The organism is Streptomyces sp. HUAS 15-9, assembly GCF_025642155.1.
Classification (GTDB): Bacteria; Actinomycetota; Actinomycetes; order Streptomycetales; family Streptomycetaceae; genus Streptomyces.
Window position 1 is genome coordinate 2,455,602 of the sequence record NZ_CP106798.1, and the last position, 16,607, is coordinate 2,472,208.

16 protein-coding genes are annotated in these 16,607 nt (G+C 72.2%); 8 read left to right on the forward strand and 8 right to left on the reverse strand.

Annotation, left to right across the window (positions count from 1 at the left end; all coding sequences use genetic code 11):
- Window positions 1-91: 91 nt before the first annotated feature.
- Window positions 92-2,464, forward strand: a complete 2,373-nt coding sequence (locus N8I87_RS43975) for a hypothetical protein (protein ID WP_317633454.1) — start codon at window positions 92-94, stop codon at window positions 2,462-2,464.
- Window positions 2,465-2,539: 75 nt separating this feature from the next.
- Here N8I87_RS43975 and N8I87_RS11255 read toward each other — a convergent pair whose 3' ends face one another.
- Complete coding sequence (locus N8I87_RS11255; protein WP_263207912.1) at window positions 2,540-2,896, reverse strand: HesB/IscA family protein; 357 nt, start codon at window positions 2,894-2,896, stop codon at window positions 2,540-2,542.
- A 255-nt stretch (window positions 2,897-3,151) separates the two neighbouring features.
- Between N8I87_RS11255 and nadA the strand changes: the two genes are divergently transcribed.
- Complete coding sequence (nadA, locus tag N8I87_RS11260) at window positions 3,152-4,336, forward strand: quinolinate synthase NadA (protein WP_263207914.1); 1,185 nt, start codon at window positions 3,152-3,154, stop codon at window positions 4,334-4,336.
- Window positions 4,337-4,418: 82 nt separating this feature from the next.
- On the opposite strand, the gene N8I87_RS11265 is transcribed toward nadA, so the two are convergent.
- Genes N8I87_RS11265 through N8I87_RS11280 form a run of 4 tightly spaced genes read right to left on the reverse strand, consistent with a single transcriptional unit; the run spans window position 4,419 to window position 7,463 of the window.
- Window positions 4,419-5,102, reverse strand: coding sequence for a response regulator (locus tag N8I87_RS11265; protein ID WP_263207916.1), 684 nt, complete (start codon window positions 5,100-5,102; stop codon window positions 4,419-4,421).
- Window positions 5,099-6,319 carry a sensor histidine kinase gene (locus N8I87_RS11270; RefSeq protein WP_263207918.1) on the reverse strand — a complete coding sequence of 407 codons (1,221 nt, stop codon included), beginning with the start codon at window positions 6,317-6,319 and terminating at the stop codon, window positions 5,099-5,101. Before N8I87_RS11270 ends, N8I87_RS11265 begins: the two co-directional genes overlap by 4 nt.
- A 43-nt stretch (window positions 6,320-6,362) precedes the next feature.
- Window positions 6,363-6,641, reverse strand: coding sequence for a PspA-associated protein PspAA (pspAA, locus tag N8I87_RS11275; protein WP_263216387.1), 279 nt, complete (start codon window positions 6,639-6,641; stop codon window positions 6,363-6,365).
- Between the two features lie 30 nt (window positions 6,642-6,671).
- Window positions 6,672-7,463, reverse strand: coding sequence for a PspA/IM30 family protein (locus N8I87_RS11280; protein ID WP_263207920.1), 792 nt, complete (start codon window positions 7,461-7,463; stop codon window positions 6,672-6,674).
- A gap of 247 nt (window positions 7,464-7,710) precedes the next feature.
- On the opposite strand from N8I87_RS11280, the gene N8I87_RS11285 reads away from it, so the two are divergent.
- Together N8I87_RS11285 and N8I87_RS11290 are read left to right on the forward strand one after the other, a co-directional pair.
- Window positions 7,711-8,346 (forward strand): DUF3043 domain-containing protein, encoded by a 636-nt coding sequence (locus N8I87_RS11285; RefSeq protein ID WP_263216389.1) that lies wholly within the window; start codon window positions 7,711-7,713, stop codon window positions 8,344-8,346.
- 83 nt (window positions 8,347-8,429) lie between these two features.
- Complete coding sequence (locus N8I87_RS11290) at window positions 8,430-9,131, forward strand: class I SAM-dependent methyltransferase (RefSeq protein WP_263207922.1); 702 nt, start codon at window positions 8,430-8,432, stop codon at window positions 9,129-9,131.
- 70 nt (window positions 9,132-9,201) lie between these two features.
- Here the strand turns inward: N8I87_RS11290 and N8I87_RS11295 are convergent, their stop codons facing one another.
- A complete protein-coding gene (locus N8I87_RS11295; RefSeq protein ID WP_263207924.1) occupies window positions 9,202-9,414 on the reverse strand; it encodes a hypothetical protein in 213 nt (70 codons plus the stop codon).
- A gap of 247 nt (window positions 9,415-9,661) precedes the next feature.
- Between N8I87_RS11295 and N8I87_RS11300 the strand changes: the two genes are divergently transcribed.
- Window positions 9,662-10,870, forward strand: coding sequence for a bifunctional adenosylcobinamide kinase/adenosylcobinamide-phosphate guanylyltransferase (locus tag N8I87_RS11300; RefSeq protein ID WP_263207926.1), 1,209 nt, complete (start codon window positions 9,662-9,664; stop codon window positions 10,868-10,870).
- 3 nt (window positions 10,871-10,873) lie between these two features.
- Here N8I87_RS11300 and N8I87_RS11305 read toward each other — a convergent pair whose 3' ends face one another.
- Window positions 10,874-11,899 (reverse strand): class I SAM-dependent methyltransferase, encoded by a 1,026-nt coding sequence (locus N8I87_RS11305; RefSeq protein ID WP_263207928.1) that lies wholly within the window; start codon window positions 11,897-11,899, stop codon window positions 10,874-10,876.
- A 133-nt stretch (window positions 11,900-12,032) separates the two neighbouring features.
- On the opposite strand from N8I87_RS11305, the gene cobT reads away from it, so the two are divergent.
- From cobT to N8I87_RS11320, 3 genes are read left to right on the forward strand one after another with little or no spacing between them, the layout of a single operon-like run.
- Window positions 12,033-13,196, forward strand: coding sequence for a nicotinate-nucleotide--dimethylbenzimidazole phosphoribosyltransferase (gene cobT, locus N8I87_RS11310; protein WP_263207929.1), 1,164 nt, complete (start codon window positions 12,033-12,035; stop codon window positions 13,194-13,196).
- Between the two features lie 42 nt (window positions 13,197-13,238).
- Window positions 13,239-15,035: a phosphatidylglycerol lysyltransferase domain-containing protein gene (locus tag N8I87_RS11315; protein WP_263207931.1), complete on the forward strand. Its 1,797-nt coding sequence runs from the start codon at window positions 13,239-13,241 to the stop codon at window positions 15,033-15,035.
- Complete coding sequence (locus N8I87_RS11320; protein WP_263207933.1) at window positions 15,032-15,748, forward strand: hypothetical protein; 717 nt, start codon at window positions 15,032-15,034, stop codon at window positions 15,746-15,748. The genes N8I87_RS11315 and N8I87_RS11320 overlap by 4 nt, the downstream gene beginning before the upstream one ends.
- A 23-nt stretch (window positions 15,749-15,771) precedes the next feature.
- On the opposite strand, the gene N8I87_RS11325 is transcribed toward N8I87_RS11320, so the two are convergent.
- A complete protein-coding gene (locus N8I87_RS11325; protein ID WP_263207936.1) occupies window positions 15,772-16,539 on the reverse strand; it encodes a hypothetical protein in 768 nt (255 codons plus the stop codon).
- Between the last annotated feature and the right edge of the window lie 68 nt (window positions 16,540-16,607).

Consider the following 16,607-nt stretch of genomic DNA (forward strand, 5'->3'; position numbering starts at 1 on the left):
GCCTTTCAGGGAACCGCGCGCTCCCCCGCTGCGTCCCATTGCCGTCCCCCGTGAAGGGGATGCGGGATACGACCCAGCGAGGAGCGATGCGGTGAACACCGAGCGACCCGACCACGATGCGGAGGCCTCCGGCAGTCCGCGCGACACCGAGCCCGGCGTCGGAACTCCCACGGGCGACTCGGAGACGACGCAGTCCTCGGACACGGCTCGCGAAGCGACGGGCAGCGAGGTCGCGGAGGCGTCCGCCGGTACATCCGCTGCCCCGAAGACCGGGGACGAGACACCGAAGGGCGGGGCCACCGGGGCGGAGAGCGCCGCCCACGCGAGTGAGCCCGACGGCGAGGCAGCGGCTGACAAGGCCCCGGGGGCGCGGGACGGCGAAGCCACGGGGCCGCAGGCCGCGCTCGAAGCGCCGGGCGACGGTGACGACGCCGGACCCGAGGCCGCCGAGCCCCGGGCCGCACGCGGAACAGCGGGCGAGGAGGCCACCGGGCCGGAGACCGGGCGCACGGATTCGGACAGCGCCGCGCTTGCGCCGACGACCGAGGCCCAGGCTCCGAGCGCCGCCGAGGCCGAAGCCGGGCACGGGACGGCGGACGACCAACCCGCCGCGCCGGAGCCTGGGCACCCGAGCACGGACAGCTCCGGCGGTGCACCGGCGGCCCAGGCTCCGAGCACCGCCGCCACCGAGGCCCAAGCCGGGCACAGGACGGCGGACGACCAACCCGCCGCGCCGGAGCCTGGGCACCCGAGCACGGACAGCTCCGGCGGTGCACCGGCGGCCCAGGCTCCGAGCACCGCCGCCACCGAGGCCCAAGCCGGGCACAGGACGGCGGACGACCAACCCGCCGCGCCGGAGCCTGGGCACCCGAGCACGGACAGCTCCGGCGGTGCACCGGCGGCCGAGGCGGAGGCTGATGTCGTCGGGGCGGGCGGTGAGGTTCCCGAGGTCGGGCGGGGCTTCGGCGGCGGTGAGGAGCGGAGCGCGCGGCGGCGGTCGGCGGCGCTTGTCGCCTCTGTCGCGGCCGCCGTGTTGCTGGTCGGTGGTGGTGGGGCGTATCTGGCCGCGCATGCCAGTGGTGGCTCGGGAGGGAGCAGTGGGTCGGGGGCGCCAGGGGGTGGGGGAACTCCCCCGCCGCTCGCCCTTGACGGCTATGCCTCCGCGTCGGGCGGTACGAACGGCATCGCGCCCGGTGAGCCCAATCCGTACGGCGTGACCTACGAGGCGACCGGCAAGCTGCCCGACGGGCCCGGCTCGGCCGCCGTGTACCGGCCTGCCGGGGAGGTCACCAAGGACGAGGTGGCCCGTCTGGCCGAGGCGTTCGGGATCGACGGGACGCCGGTGGCCGAGGGGCAGACCTGGCGGGTCGGGCCGGACAAGGACGGCTCGGGGCCGAGTCTCCAGGTGAACAAGGAGGCCCCGGGCAGCTGGACCTTCAGCCGGTACACGCCGGGCACCGACAACTGCAAGAGCACCCTCGTCTGCGCCCAGGACCCCGGCGCCCCGGCCGGTGACTCCGTGAGCGTGGCGGACGCGCGGAAGGCCGCGGCACCGGTCCTGAAGGCGCTGGGCCAGGACGACGCGAAGGTCGACGCGAGCCAGGTGATGGGCGCCCAGCGGGTGGTGAACGCCGATCCGGTGGTCGGCGGCCTGCCCACCTACGGCTGGACGACCGGTCTGACCGTCGGCAGGCAGGGCGAGGTGATCGGCGGCTACGGGCTGCTGAAGACGCCGGTCAAGGGCGACACGTATCCCGTGCTGAGCGCGCGCAGGACGCTGGACCTGATGAACTCGGCACCGCGGACCGACGCGCGCATGGGCATCGGCGGCTGCGCCAGCCCCGTACCGCTGAAGGACCGGCTCGAGCAGCCCTGCGGCACGTCGACGTCGGCACCGACCTCACCGCTGTCGGCGACGCCCACCCCGGCACAGGACCCTTCCACGGTCACGGTGGACCGCGCGGTGTTCGGGCTGGCCTCGCACTCGGTCGAGGGGCGGCAGGCGCTGGTCCCGTCCTGGCTGTTCGAGGTGACGGGGTCGCAGGCGCGGGGCGCCTTCACGGTGACGTATCCGGCGGTCGACCCGAAGTACCTGGCCTCGTCGGCACCGGCCACGCAACCGTCCTCACCGCGCGACGACGAGCCGACCTCGGCGCCGAAGACGAAGGACGTCCATGTCGACGGCTACACGGCCGACGACAAGGAGCTGACCGTGAGCTTCATGGGCGGGGTGTGCGCCGACTACACGGCGTCCGCGGACGAGAGCGCTGACCGGGTGACGGTCACGGTGACGGAGAAGCCGTGGCCCGACAAGGTCTGCATCATGATCGCCAAGCAGTTCCAGCAGACCGTCCAGCTGGACGAACCCCTCGGCACCCGCAAGGTCGTCGGCTCGGACGGCAAGGAGATCCCGCTGCGGAAGCCTGGAGCACGACTGCCGCAGCCGTCCTCGGCGACGCGCTAGCCGCGGCGCGGGGATACGCGAAGGCGGCGGCCCCGTCGGAGGGGGCCGCCGCCTTCGCGGTGTTCGGGGTGCGGTTCAGCTGAAGGAGTCGCCGCAGGCGCAGGAGCCGGTCGCGTTCGGGTTGTCGATCGTGAAGCCCTGCTTCTCGATCGTGTCCACGAAGTCGACGGTGGCGCCGCCCAGGTACGGGGCGCTCATGCGGTCGGTGACGACCTTGACCCCGTCGAAGTCCTTCAGGACATCGCCGTCGAGCGAACGCTCGTCGAAGAACAGCTGGTAGCGCAGGCCGGAGCAGCCGCCGGGCTGGACGGCGACGCGCAGCGCGAGGTCGTCACGGCCTTCCTGGTCGAGCAGGGCCCTGACCTTGGACGCAGCGGCGTCGGTCAGAACGATGCCGTCGGTGACGGTGGTGGTCTCGTCCGATACGGACATCTATCTCTCCCGGGTTGTACGGAGACTGCTTGCCGACAGTGCAACCGGCGGGGCCCACGAATTCATTCCGGGCCGAGCACTTGCGTTTTCGGTTCCTCTTCATGCTCGCATACGCGTCGTGGAGCGAACAGTGAACCCGGGGCGAGCCGGGCGGGATTCACGTCACATCGACGCTATCGCCATCGTCAAACTGACGTGAAGCGGTTATGATAGATAGCGTCAGTTCGACGAAAAGAACAAGAAAGGGTGCGTGTCGTGACCACCGCCCAGATCCAGGAGCTCGACGTACAGCCGACTCCCCTCGCCCTGCTGCTCCTCGGCCGTGAGGCCGACCCCAAGAGTGAGCGCGGCGTCGAATGCCCCGGCGACCTGCCCGCCCCGTCCGACCCGGACCTGGTCGAGCGCGCCCGCGTGGCCAAAGAAAAGCTCGGTGACAAGGTCTTCGTGCTCGGCCATCACTATCAGCGCGACGAGGTCATCCAGTTCGCCGACGTCACGGGCGACTCCTTCAAGCTGGCGCGGGACGCGGCGGCACGCCCGGAGGCCGAGTACATCGTCTTCTGCGGCGTTCACTTCATGGCCGAGTCGGCCGACATCCTGACGACCGACGCCCAGAAGGTCGTCCTGCCCGACCTGGCCGCCGGCTGCTCCATGGCCGACATGGCGACGGCCGAGCAGGTGGCGGAGTGCTGGGACGCGCTGGCGGAGGCCGGCATGGTCGAGCAGGTCGTGCCCGTCTCGTACATGAACTCCTCCGCGGACATCAAGGCGTTCACGGGCAGGCACGGCGGCACGATCTGCACCTCCTCGAACGCGAAGCGGGCTCTTGAGTGGGCCTTCGAGCAGGGCGAGAAGGTCCTGTTCCTGCCGGACCAGCACCTGGGCCGCAACACCGCCGTCCGCGACATGGGCCTGTCCCTCGAGGACTGCGTCGTCTACAACCCGCACAAGCCGAACGGCGGCCTGACCGTCGACGAGCTGCGCGCGGCGAAGATGATCCTGTGGCGGGGCCACTGCTCGGTCCACGGCCGCTTCAACCTGGACTCGGTCAACGAGGTGCGCGCCCGGATCCCCGGTGTGAACGTCCTGGTCCACCCCGAGTGCACCAACGAGGTCGTGAGCGCCGCCGACTACGTCGGCTCCACGGAGTACATCATCAAGACCCTGGAGGCCGCCCCGGCCGGTTCCAAGTGGGCCATCGGCACGGAGCTGAACCTGGTCCGCCGCCTTGCGAACCGCTACGCGCCCCAGGGCAAGGACGTCGTCTTCCTCGACAAGACGGTCTGCTTCTGCTCGACCATGAACCGCATCGACCTCCCGCACCTGGTCTGGGCCCTGGAGTCCCTGGCCGAGGGCAACCTGGTCAACCGCATCGAGGTCGACAAGGAGACCGAGGCGTTCGCGAAGCTGGCGCTGGAGCGGATGCTGGCGCTGCCGTAAAGAAGCACCCCGCGTGTAGCTGCCGTACAGAAGTGCCCGCGTGTAATCGGAGCGGTGCCCACCTGGGGGGGGCACCGCGAGGTCAGTCCGTTCTGGGGCGGACCAGGCCCGACTCGTACGCGATCACCACGAGCTGTGCCCGGTCCCGGGCGCCCAGCTTGGCCATGGCCCGGTTGACGTGGGTCTTCACCGTCAGCGGGCTGACCTCGAGGCGCTCGGCGATCTCGTCGTTGGAGTGACCGGCGGCGACCTGGACCAGCACCTCACGCTCCCGGCCCGTGAGCGCGTTCAGCCGCTCCGAGCGGGCGGGGTCGCGGCCGTCGTCCCCCGCGTCGCCCTGGGCCAGGAAGCGGGCGATCAGGCCCTTGGTGGCCGTCGGGGAGAGCAGGGCCTCGCCGCCCGCGGCGATCCGGATGGCGCTGAGAAGCTCCTCGGGCTCCGCCCCCTTGCCGAGAAAGCCGGAAGCGCCCGCGCGCAGCGCCTGCACCACGTAGTCGTCGACCTCGAAGGTCGTCAGGATCACCACACGGACATCCGTGAGGGCGGGGTCGGTGCTGATGAGGCGGGTGGCCGCGAGGCCGTCGGTGCCCGGCATCCGGATGTCCATCAGGACGACGTCGGCCTGCCGCTCCCGGGTCAGCCGTACCGCCTCCGCGCCGTCGGACGCCTCACCCACGACCTCCATGTCGGGCTCGGAGTCGACGAGCACCCGGAACGCGCTGCGGAGCAGTGCCTGGTCGTCGGCGAGCAGGACACGGATCGTCATACGGTCTCCCCCGTCGCGGCGGTGCGGGTCTTGGCCGGAAGGATCGCATGCACGCGGAAGCCGCCTCCGTAGCGGGGACCCGTGGTGAGGGTGCCGCGCAGGGCGGTGACGCGTTCCCGCATGCCGAGCAGTCCATGGCCGCCGCCCACCTCGACGGTGGCGTTGTCCCCGGAGCCGTCGTCCAGGACGGTGACCTCGATGTTCGGTCCCACGCGTACGACGCTGACCTCGGCCCTGGCCTCGGGGCCCGCGTGCTTCTGCACATTGGTCAGGGCCTCCTGGATGATCCGGTACGCCGCCAGGTCGACGGCGGCGGGCAGTGCGGTGCCCTGGTCGGCGCGGGCGACCTGGACCGGGAGCCCGGCGCTGCGGAAGGTGCCGGCGAGTTCGTCGAGCAGGCTGAGGCCGGGGGCCGGCTCGGTGGGGGCCTCGGGGTCGCCGGACTGGCGCAGCAGGCCGACGGTGGCGCGGAGCTCGTTGAGCGCGGAGCGGCTGGCCTCGCGCACATGCGCGAGGGCCTCCTTGGCCTGGTCGGGGCGCTTGTCCATGACATGGGCGGCGACCCCGGCCTGAACGTTGACCAGGGCGATGTGATGCGCGACGACATCGTGCAGATCGCGGGCGATGCGCAGCCGCTCCTCGGCGACGCGCCGCCGGGCCTCCTCCTCCCGGGTGCGCTCCGCGCGCTCGGCGCGCTCCCGCATGGCCCGCACGACCGTACGGCGGCTGCGGACGGCGTCTCCTGCGGTGGCGCCGATACCGGTCCAGGCGAAGATGGCGAGGTTCTCCTGGGCGTACCAGGGCAGCGGTCCCGCGAGCATGGCGGCGCCGGTCAGCACGGTCATGGTGAGCAGGCCGACGCGCCAGGTGGTGGGGCGGTCGGTGAGGGAGGCGACGGTGTAGAGGGCGACCACGGCGGCCATCGCGACCGGGGCGCGGGGGTCACCGGTGACGCACTCGACCAGGGCGACGGTGCCGGTGACCGCGAGGACCGTCTTGGGGGCGCTGCGGCGGAAGACGAGCGCGGCGGCGCCGACGGTGATGAGGACCAGGCTGAGCGGGTCCGGGCTGCGGACGCCCCAGATGACGTCGGCCTCCCCCTGGGGGTCCACGAAGGAGCCGACGACCATGCACACCAGAGCGCCCGCCGCGATCGCCGCGTCGAGCGCGAGGGGGTGCGCCGTCAGTTGGCCGCGGGCGCGTTCCAGGGTGCTCACGGGGTGAACAGTACGTCGCCGGACGCCGCCGCCCCCAGGCCCGTCACCCCGGGATCAGACCGTCGTCGCTGAGCAGTTCCCGGACCTCCTCCAGCGTCGCGTCGGGTGACGGGAGGATCAGGTCGGAGGGGGTCAGGGAGTCGTCGGGTACCGGTTCGCCCAGGTCGCGGACCCTGGTGAGGAGTGCCTGGAGGGTGCGGCGGAAGGCGGGGCCGTCGCCGTTCTCCATCTCGGACAGGAGCTCGTCGTCCAGCTTGTCGAGTTCGGCGAGGTGGCTGCCGGCCAGCCTCACCTGACCCTCCCCCATGATCCGTACGATCATGTCCGCCATCTCGGCCCTCCAGGCGTGTGGCTACTGCTTGTCGAAGCGCGGGGTGTCCTGCGGCTGCTGCTGGGACTGCGACTGGCCGGTGCCGCCCTCGATCGCCTGCTGGGGCGAGCCTCCGGCCAGCTCCGCCTTCATGCGCTGCAGTTCCAGCTCTACATCCGTACCACCGGAGAGCCGGTCCAGCTCGGCCTGGATGTCGTCCTTGGCCATGCCGGAGGGGTCGTCCAGGGCGCCGGAGGCGAGGAGCTCGTCGATGGCGCCCGCGCGGGCCTGGAGCTGGGCCGTCTTGTCCTCGGCGCGCTGGATGGCCAGGCCGACGTCGCCCATCTCCTCGGAGATGCCGGAGAAGGCCTCGCCGATCCGGGTCTGGGCCTGAGCCGCGGTGTACGTCGCCTTGATCGTCTCCTTCTTGGTGCGGAAGGCGTCGACCTTCGCCTGGAGGCGCTGGGCCGCGAGAGTGAGCTTCTCCTCCTCGCCCTGGAGCGTGGAGTGCTGCGTCTCGAGGTCCGTGACCTGCTGCTGGAGGGCGGCGCGGCGGGACAGCGCCTCGCGGGCCAGGTCCTCACGGCCCAGCGCGAGCGCCTTGCGGCCCTGGTCCTCCAGCTTCCCGGACTGCTGCTGGAGCTGGTTGAGCTGGAGTTCCAGGCGCTTGCGCGAGGTCGCCACGTCAGCGACGCCGCGGCGGACCTTCTGGAGCAGTTCCAGCTGCTTCTGGTACGAGTAATCGAGGGTCTCGCGCGGGTCCTCGGCCCGGTCAAGGGCCTTGTTCGCCTTCGCGCGGAAGATCATCCCCATACGCTTCATGACACCGCTCATGGGCTTCGCGCGCCCCCTTCTGACGGACTCCAGCTCACAGATCTGCGACAGAACCCACAGTACGGGCCCTGACTCCATTACCGCACTGTTCGGGGACGGATGCGCTCATCCCCAAGGACGAGTACCGACGGTCGCGCTCCGGCGTAGGGAGTAGGTGGCCCCCGAGGTGACCGCCGGATGAACCGTCTGCAACGCCCCCTCTGTCCTCCTACAGACGACTGGTGTTGCCGGATCGTTCCCCGCTCGGCTGGGGTCCACCCCCCGGCACCCCGTACCCTTGTGTTTTGTGTTCCGTAGCCGTTCAAAGGACGAGAAGGCGCCCACCGACAAGGTGCCGGTGACCGACTCCACGCAGCCCCGTGACCCGCAGGCCCCCAAGGGCAGGCCCACGCCCAAGCGCAGTGAGGCCCAGTCCCAGCGCCGCAGCGTCGCCAACACGCCGACGACCCGCAAGGAGGCCGCCAAACGCCAGCGCGACGAGCGCCGCGTCCAGCTGGAGCGGCAGCGTCAGGCGCTGGCCGGCGGCGACGAGCGGTATCTGCCCGCCCGCGACAAGGGCCCGGTCCGCAAGTTCGCCCGCGACTGGGTCGACTCGCGCTTCAACGTGGCGGAGTTCTTCCTGCCGCTGGCCGTGGTCATCCTCGTGCTGAGCGTCGTACGGGTGGCCGCGCTGCAGAACATCGCGCTGCTGCTGTGGCTCGTGGTGATCGTGCTGATCGTGCTCGACGCGATCGTCTCGGGCTTCCGGCTGCGCAAGCGGCTGGAGGAGCGCTTCCCGGACCAGAACCGTCGGGGCGCGGTCGCCTACGCCCTGATGCGCTCCCTCCAGATGCGCCGGCTCCGGCTGCCGAAGCCGCAGGTCAAGCGCGGAGAGCGGCCCTGAGCGCAGAGGCTTTCTCCGGGGGTGCGGCCGATGCGTGGCTGAGCAGGCTCGGCGGTCTGCGAGATGTCGTACGACAGGAGCTGGTGGCCCGGCAGCTCGACGAGCAGATAGCCGGGCGGTTCCCGGTCGGGCAACGGCTGCGGGTGCTCGACGTGGGGATGGGCCAGGGCACGCAGGCGCTGCGGCTGGCCCGCGCCGGGCACCATGTGACCGGTGTCGAGCAGGACGCCACGATGATCGCGGCCGCCCGTGAGGTCCTGTCCGGGCAGCCGGAGGGGATCCGCGAGCGGATGCGGATCGTCCAGGGCGACGGACGGGACACCGGCGTGCACTTCCTGCCGGGCAGCTTCGACGTGGTGCTCTGCCATGGCGTGCTCATGTACGTCGAGGAGCCGGACCCGCTGGTGGCCGGGCTGGCCCGGATGCTCGCCCCGGGCGGGCTGCTGTCGCTGCTGGTGCGCAACGGGAACGCGCTGGCCATGCGGCCGGGGCTGGCGGGCGACTGGGCCGGGGCGCTGGGCGCGTTCGACACGACGGCCTACCGCAACCGGCTGGGGCTCGACGTACGGGCCGACCGGCTGGAGACGCTGACGGCCACGCTGGCCGGGATCGGCGCCCCGCTGCACGCCTGGTACGGCGTACGGGTCTTCACCGACACGGCCGCGGACGGCACGGAGATCCCGGCCGACCTGGACACGCTGCTGGCCGCCGAGGAGCGGGCCGGGCGGACGGATCCCTATCGAGGGGTCGCGGCGCTGCTGCATCTGTGCGGCGTGCGGGGCTGAGCGCCCGGGGCGATACGGAACGGGGCGGCCGCGTCGGCGGGACCGCCCCGTGCGAGCCGTCCTGGCCGTCCTACGACTCTTCGGCGTGCAGGTTCATCGGCCCGTAGATCTCCGTGGTGTCCTCGAAGAGCCGCACCTGGTCCGCGCCACCCTCGACAAGGGCCTTCCAGTGCTCACCGATCCATGACTCGGCATCCCCCTGCGTGGTGAATTCCTCGGGCTGCACCGCGGGCTGGACCTCCGTCCCGTCGGCCTTCTCGAACCGCCACGTCCATGCCGCCATGTACGCCTCCAAGGTGTCGGCACGTGCAGATCAGGGGCCGGAATCTTGATCGGCTCCTGCGCGCGTCAGCCTATTCGCTCCGCTGGGTCGGCGGTGAGAGCACGGGAGGTCGTTCGCGATCTGCCGATCGGTGGGACTGGTCGCGCCCCGCGGCGGAGCAGCTGATGTCACGGCCCCGCGCCCCTGGGCGGTGCCCCTTCGGGGCCACCGGTGCGCGCAACCCGCGCCGACAAGCGAAAATCAGTCCGTGGAAGTGACCTTGCTCGGAACCGGTGCCCCCGCGGGACTGCCCCGCCCCGCATGTCCCTGTGCCGTCTGTGCGGCCGCGTTGGGGCCGGATGCGAGGGCCGCTGCCGCGCTGCTCGTGGACGGGGCGGTGTTGCTCGATCTCACGCCCGGGGCGGCGTTCGCGGCCGCTCGGGCCGGGCGTTCGCTGGGGGGTGTGCGGCAGGTGCTGCTGTCGCATCCGCACGACGGGCCCGCCGTTGAGGTGCCGGCCGGGCTGCCGCAGCCGGTGCGGGTGCCGGACGGGCGGGAGTTGGCGCTGCTGACGGGGCATCGGGTGCGGGCGCTGGCGATGGACGCGGGCGGCACGGGGTACGCGGTGACCGGGCCGGCGGGGCAGCGGGTGCTGTATCTGCCGCCCGGGTCCGCCCCGGCCGGGCTGGAGGAGGGGACGGGGCCCGCCGAGGTGTACGACCTGGTCTTCGCGGACGTGGTGGGGCGGCCGGACGCGCTGGCCAAGCTGCGGGCGGTGGGGGCCGTCGGGCCGACGACGGATGTGGTCGCCGTGCATCTGGACCACGATGTGCCGCCGGGCGCGGAGTTGCGGCGCCGGCTGGCCGCTGCGGGGGCGCGGGCGGTGCCGGACGGGACGACGCTGGTGGTGGGGGCGTACGAGGAGGTGCCCGACGTGCCGCGGCGCACGCTGGTGCTCGGTGGCGCCCGGTCGGGGAAGTCCGTGGAGGCCGAACGGCGGCTGGAGGCGTTTCCCGATGTGCTGTACGTGGCGACGGGCGGTTCGCGCAACGGGGACACCGAGTGGGCGGCCCGGGTGGCCGCGCACCGGGAGCGGCGGCCGGGGTCGTGGCGTACGACGGAGACGTGCGACCTCGTGCCCCTGCTGGCGGAGGACGGGCCGCCGCTGCTGATCGACTGTCTGTCGTTGTGGCTGACGGACGCGATGGACTCGGTCGGGGCGTGGGACGACGCGGAGTGGGCGGCCGGGGGCGAACGGGCGTTGCGGGAGCGGGTACGGGAGTTGACGGCCGCGGTGCGGGCCGCCCGGCGGACCGTGGTCGCGGTGTCGAACGAGGTGGGGTCGGGGATCGTGCCGGCCACCGCGTCCGGGCGCCGCTACCGGGATGAACTGGGGCGGCTGAACGCGGCGTTCGCGGCCGAGTGCGAGCACGTACTGATGGTGGTGGCGGGGCAGGCCCTGGTGCTGCGGGCGTGAGGGCTACGGCAGTTGCGCCGGGTCCTTGCGGGCGATGATGCGGTAGGCGTTCGAGAAGCGGGTGCGGCGCAGCAGGGGGGCCAGGGTGTGGTCGAGGGCCGTCGCGGCGGCCACCAGGGGGGTGGTCACCGGGCGCAACGCCCTGGGCAGGACGTGGGTCAGGGCCAGGGAGAGGGCCGCTGACAGGTCGTAGGGGACATGGGGGGCTCTGCGGTCCGTGGTGACGATGGTGCAGCCCTGGGACTCCAGTTCCGCGCGCAGGTTGTCCAGGGGCATCAGATGGAGATGGCGGGGCTGGCTGTAGGGGAGCCACCACTTGCCCAGGAGCGTGCCGAACGCGCTGTGGGGGTCGGGGACTTCGACGAGGAGATGGCCGCCGGGGCGCAGGGCGGTGAGCGCGGCGCGGAGTTCGGCGCGCGGGTCGGGGGTGTGTTCCAGGTGGTGGAACATGCTGACCACGTCGTAGCGGGAGCGCAGCCGGGCGAGGACGGCGGGGGTGGTGAGATGGCCCTGGTGGGCCTCCTCGATACGGCCGGCCGCACGAGCACGCTCCACGCGGGGCGTCGGGTCGAGGCCGTCGAAGGACGTGTAGGCGAAGAGTTCCCTCGCCGTCTGAGGGAAATGGGCATGGCCCGTGCCGACGTCCAGCCAACTCTCCGGCTCGGGCAGGGCGAGCATCGCGCGGGCCGCGGCCCGGTGGCGATGGGGGTACCGCCCTGCTCGAGCGCAGTCGAGAGCCTGGGGGAGGCCGACGCGGGCGGCGAGGATGCGCTCGGCGAAGTCCTCCAAGTGCCCTTCGTAGAAGTCCCGGTGGTGCAGGGCGAGTCCCTCGGAGGTGAGCCGTGGGTTCTGGAAGGCGTGGGCGCAGTCGCGGCACTCGTCGACGACGAACGTGCCGGGCCGGTGCCGGGTGAAGTCGGGCGCGCGCAGCCGGGTGCGCAGGCGTCTGGAGCCGCACCAGGGGCAGTCCTCGCGGCGTGGCTCGTGGAATCCGTCGGTGGACTGCGGGGTGGGGGGCGAGGGCGGCATGGGCGGCTCCCTGTACGACAATCCGCTGCAAAATGGAACGTATGGGATTCCGATCTTGGGTGCCAAGACGCCGTCCGGGTGGGGTGGCCCTGTGGCACGGAACCGTTGGTTCTCTGCCGGTACTGTTCGGCGAATGAGCTCGCTTAATCTCGACGACTTCACCGATCTGATCGAGCGCCCGGACGGCGGCGTGCGCCGTGACGCCGAGGCGCGACGGGAACGTCTGGTCGTGCCGCCCGGGTCGCTGGGGCGCCTGGACGAACTGGGTGAGTGGCTGGCGGCCGCGCAGGGCGCGGTGCCGGTACGACCGGTCGAACGGCCGCGGGTCGTTCTCTTCGCCGGTGACCACGGGATCGCCGAACTGGGCGTCTCCGCGCGGCCGGCGGGCAGCGCCGAGCTGCTGGTGCGGTCCGTGCTGGAGGGTGCCAGCCCGGTGTCGGTGCTCGCGCGGCGGCTCGGCGTGCCGGTGCGGGTCGTGGACATGGCGCTGGACTGCGAGCCGGACGCGCTGCCGAAGGACGTCGTACGGCACCGGGTGCGGCGCGGCAGCGGTCGTATCGACATCGAGGACGCGCTGACCGCACAGGAGGCGGAGGACGCCTTCCGGGCGGGTGTCGCGGTGGCCGACGAGGAGGCCGACTCCGGTACGGATCTGGTGGTGCTCGGCGACGTGAGCGTGGGCGGGACCACGGCGGCGGCCGTGCTGGTCGCGGCGCTGTGCGGGACCGACGCGTCGGTGGTCACCGGGCGCGGCGGGCTCGCGATCGACGACCTGACCTGGATGCGCAAGTGCGCGGCCGTCCGTGACGCGCTGCGCCGGGCCCGGCCGGTGCTCGGCGACCAGTTGGAGCTGCTGGCCACCGTGGGCGGGGCCGACCTCGCCGCGATGACCGGGTTCCTGCTGCAGGCCGCCGTACGGAAGCTGCCGGTGATCCTGGACGGGGTCGTGGCGGCCGCGTGTGCGCTGGTCGCGCAGCGCGTCGCGTTCCGGGCGCCGGACTGGTGGCTGGCCGGGCACGGCAGCGGGGAGCCGGGACAGGCGAAGGCGCTGGACCGGATGGCCCTGGAGCCGCTGCTCGACCAGGGGGTGACCGTCGGAGAGGGTGTCGGGGCGCTGCTCGCACTGCCGCTGGTGCAGGCCGCGGCGGCGCTGGCGGCGGAGCTTCCCGAGAAGGAGCCGGAGAAGGACACCGAGAGGGACGCCGAGGAGGGCTCCGACGAGGGCGTCGAAATGGGCGCCGCCGAGGACGCCGAGAAGAGTGCCGAAGGGGACTCCGAAGCGGGCGGTCCGGCCTGAATGACGCGGTTCGCCGTGTCCGCGCCCATATGATCCTCGCCTATGGGAGATGCCCGAATTGCCGCGGAACAGGAAGCCGGCCCGGGGCACCCGGGTGACACGGAACGGCGGTCCACCGGGGCCTCCCGGCGGGCCGCCGCCTTCGCCGTCTGGTACTTGCGGGCCGTCGCCTTCATCAACTTCCTCAGCGCGGTGTGGGTGTCCCTGGGACAGGACGTACGGCGGCACAACCAGGAGAACTTCTTCACCCCGTATCTGCTGACGGCCGGCTTCGCCTCCGGTGTGTTCACCGCGTTCCTGGCGATCACGATGCGGCGCCGCAAGCGGGCCGCGTGGATCCTGAACCTGGTGCTGAGCGGGGTGTTCCTGGCCCTGTTCGCCCTCGCCATGGCGTTCCCGGAGATCCGGCAGTACGCGCAGAACTGGATCTCCCTCGTCCTCACGGCCGCCTTCGTCGGCGCGCTGCTCATGGGGCGGCGGGAGTTCTACGCCAAGGGCGACCGGTCCAACCCCAAGCTCGCCGCCGGCGTCGCGGTCGGCGGCGGGCTGCTCGCCTCCCTGCTGGCGGCGCTCCTGGTGACGGTCACCAACCAGGCGCCGGACGCGGCCCGTTCGACGTTCACGGAGCGCTGGCACTACGGCACGCTGCGGCTGATCTCGGTCGCCGCCGACGAGTCCCGCTTCCCCGGGATCTCCACGCCCAACTGGGTCAACGTCGTCATCAACGTGCTCAGCACGATCCTCGTCCTCGCCGTCCTCTACGCCGCCTTCCGCTCCCGGCGCGCCGTCGACCCGCTCACCGAGGACGACGAGAAGCGGCTGCGGACGCTGCTCGACCGGCACGGCGAACGGGACTCGCTCGGGTACTTCGCGCTGCGCCGGGAGAAGAGCGCGGTGTGGTCGCCGACCGGGAAGGCCGCGGTGGCCTACCGGGTGGTGGGCGGGGTGTCGCTGGCCTCCGGGGATCCGATCGGCGACCCGGAGGCCTGGCCCGGGGCGATCGTGCCGTGGCTGGCCCAGGCGCGCGAGCACGGGTGGATCCCGGCCGTGATGGGGGCGGGCGAGGAGGCCGGGACCGTGTACGCACGGCACGGCCTCGACGCCCTGGAGCTCGGTGACGAGGCGCTCGTGGAGGTCGCCGAGTTCACGCTGGAGGGGCGCGCGATGCGCACTGTCCGGCAGGCGTTCAACCGGGTGAAGCGGGCCGGGTACGAGGTGCGCATCCGGCGGCACGCGGACATCCCGGCCGACGAGATGACGTACCTCATCGGCCGGGCCGACGACTGGCGGGACGGGGCGACCGAGCGCGGCTTCAGCATGGCGCTCGGGCGGCTCGGGGACCCCGCCGACGGGCAGTGCGTGATGCTGGAGTGCACGGACGCGAACGGCGAGCTGAAGGCGCTGCTGTCGTTCGTCCCCTGGGGCCCGCACGGGCTGTCGCTCGACCTCATGCGGCGGGACCGGGACTCCGACAACGGGCTGATGGAGTTCATGGTCATCGAGCTGCTGCGGCGGGCCGGGGAGATCAAGATCACTCAGGTCTCACTGAACTTCGCGATGTTCCGTTCGGTCTTCGAGCGTGGCGCACGCCTCGGCGCCGGGCCGGTGCTGAGGCTGTGGCGGTCGCTGCTCAGCTTCTTCTCGCGCTGGTGGCAGATCGAGTCGCTGTACCGCGCCAACGCGAAGTACCGGCCCATCTGGGAGCCCCGGTTCCTGCTCTTCGAGAAGAGCGCGGACCTGCCGCGCATCGGCCTGGCGTCGGCGCGCGCGGAGGGGTTTCTGGAGGCACCCGGGCTGCCGAAGTGGCTGCACCGCAAGCACCTGGAGACATACAGATGAGGACACTCGCCCGCTGGGCCCGCGCCGAATGGGGGCTGCTCTGGGTCACCGTGCGCGAGCCGCTGCCCAAGCGGCGCCTGCAGGCGATCCCGATGACGATCGCGGCGGTGTGTCTGACCGCGACGCTGCATTTCGTGCATAACCAGTCGTGGGGCTACCGGTTCGTACAGAACATCGGAGCCGTGCGCGCCGAGGACCCGCTGTGGCTGGGACTCCTGCGGACTCCGCTGTCGCTGTTCGTGCCGGCCCTCGACCTGCCGGTGTGGGGTGCGCTCGCCCAGATCCTGTTCGTGTTCGGGATCGCCGAGATCTGCCTCGGCTGGTGGCGGACGCTGGCCATCGCGTACATCGCGACACTCGCCGGAACCCTGTACGCCCGCCTCGGCATCGCCCTGGGCCCGCATGCCCCGCTGGGCCTGCCGGCCTCGGACGCGCTGGTGGTGGACGCCGGTCCGTCGGCGGCCGTGGTGGGGCTCGCCGTGTACGTGGGGTGGCGCTACGGCGCCCATGTCACGGCGGCCGGAGTGACCACGGCGATGGTCGTCGAGGTCGTGGTGAAGGAGAACCTCGCGGGCAAGGAACATCTGGCCGCGATCGCGGGCGTCATGGCACTGTGCGGGGCGACGGCCCTGCTGCACCGCCACCGCCGCGCCCCCGTGCGCCTGGGGAGACGAGCGGGCTCCGACCGGGACTTACCGCCACTGCGCACCTGAGGCCGGGCCGTGCCCCCGTGTCCTCAGTGGTGGCCGGGAAGGCTCGGTGGGCTCGAGTCGGGTTTGCCGGCGATCCAGTCCTGGAGGGCGCGGCTGGGGCCGGCCCAGCGGCGGTCGTGACGGTAGGCGCGCAGGATGGCCCTGGCCCGGGCGCGCGGGCGGTTGCGGTAGAAGCGTCTGGCCCAGGGGGAGGCGGGGCTGGCCAGGCGGATCGCGCCGACGAGGGCGACCACCGGCACGATCACGCCGAACAGCGCGGTGCGCAGCTTGCCCTTGGAGAGCGCGACGAGGGCGCAGACGAAGTTGCCCGTGATGGTCAGGACGACCGTGCCGCGGTCCTGGAGCTCCTCCTGCGAGAGGTCGTTGACGCCGAACGGCGCGAAGCCCGCGAGGAGCAGCCCGACGAGGGCGGCCGTGACGACGACGACCTCGACGCTCTGGCGGCCCTCCTCGGTCCAGTAGACGTCGGCGAGGTGCAGGACCAGCGCGAACTCATCGAGGACCAGCCCGGCGCCGACACCGAAGACGACCGCGGCGAAGGCCGCCCCGAAGCCGTGCCGGTCGGCGGCGGCGACGGCCCCGAACCCGCCGATGACGGTGAGGATGACACCGGGCACGACGTGGTGGATGTGCAGCCCGCCCGCCTTCACATTGCCGAACGGGCCCCGGCCCACCCGGATCAGACGGGTGATGACACGGGTGATCAGAAAGGTCAGGACGAACGCGGTCAGCGCGAGGAGCAGCGGAAGCTTGCCGGGTTCGATGATGTTCCGCTCCAGCCAGTGCCCCATGTGCGCACTTTATCCCTGAACATCTCGACTGATCGCCGAGTGTCCCGGTGATCCCGCCGAGTCTCTCC

Excerpts from the sequence above, each read along its gene's own strand:
- N8I87_RS11255 (WP_263207912.1), bottom strand. The coding sequence starts at position 2,896 with ATGTCCGTATCGGACGAGACCACCACCGTCACCGACGGCATCGTTCTG.
- N8I87_RS11265 (WP_263207916.1), bottom strand. The coding sequence starts at position 5,102 with ATGACGATCCGTGTCCTGCTCGCCGACGACCAGGCACTGCTCCGCAGC.
- N8I87_RS11280 (WP_263207920.1), bottom strand. The coding sequence starts at position 7,463 with ATGAGCGGTGTCATGAAGCGTATGGGGATGATCTTCCGCGCGAAGGCG.
- N8I87_RS11320 (WP_263207933.1), top strand. The coding sequence starts at position 15,032 with ATGAGGACACTCGCCCGCTGGGCCCGCGCCGAATGGGGGCTGCTCTGG.
- pspAA (WP_263216387.1), bottom strand. The coding sequence starts at position 6,641 with ATGATCGTACGGATCATGGGGGAGGGTCAGGTGAGGCTGGCCGGCAGC.
- N8I87_RS11315 (WP_263207931.1), top strand. The coding sequence starts at position 13,239 with ATGGGAGATGCCCGAATTGCCGCGGAACAGGAAGCCGGCCCGGGGCAC.
- N8I87_RS11295 (WP_263207924.1), bottom strand. The coding sequence starts at position 9,414 with ATGGCGGCATGGACGTGGCGGTTCGAGAAGGCCGACGGGACGGAGGTC.
- N8I87_RS11325 (WP_263207936.1), bottom strand. The coding sequence starts at position 16,539 with ATGGGGCACTGGCTGGAGCGGAACATCATCGAACCCGGCAAGCTTCCG.
- N8I87_RS11305 (WP_263207928.1), bottom strand. The coding sequence starts at position 11,899 with ATGCCGCCCTCGCCCCCCACCCCGCAGTCCACCGACGGATTCCACGAG.
- cobT (WP_263207929.1), top strand. The coding sequence starts at position 12,033 with ATGAGCTCGCTTAATCTCGACGACTTCACCGATCTGATCGAGCGCCCG.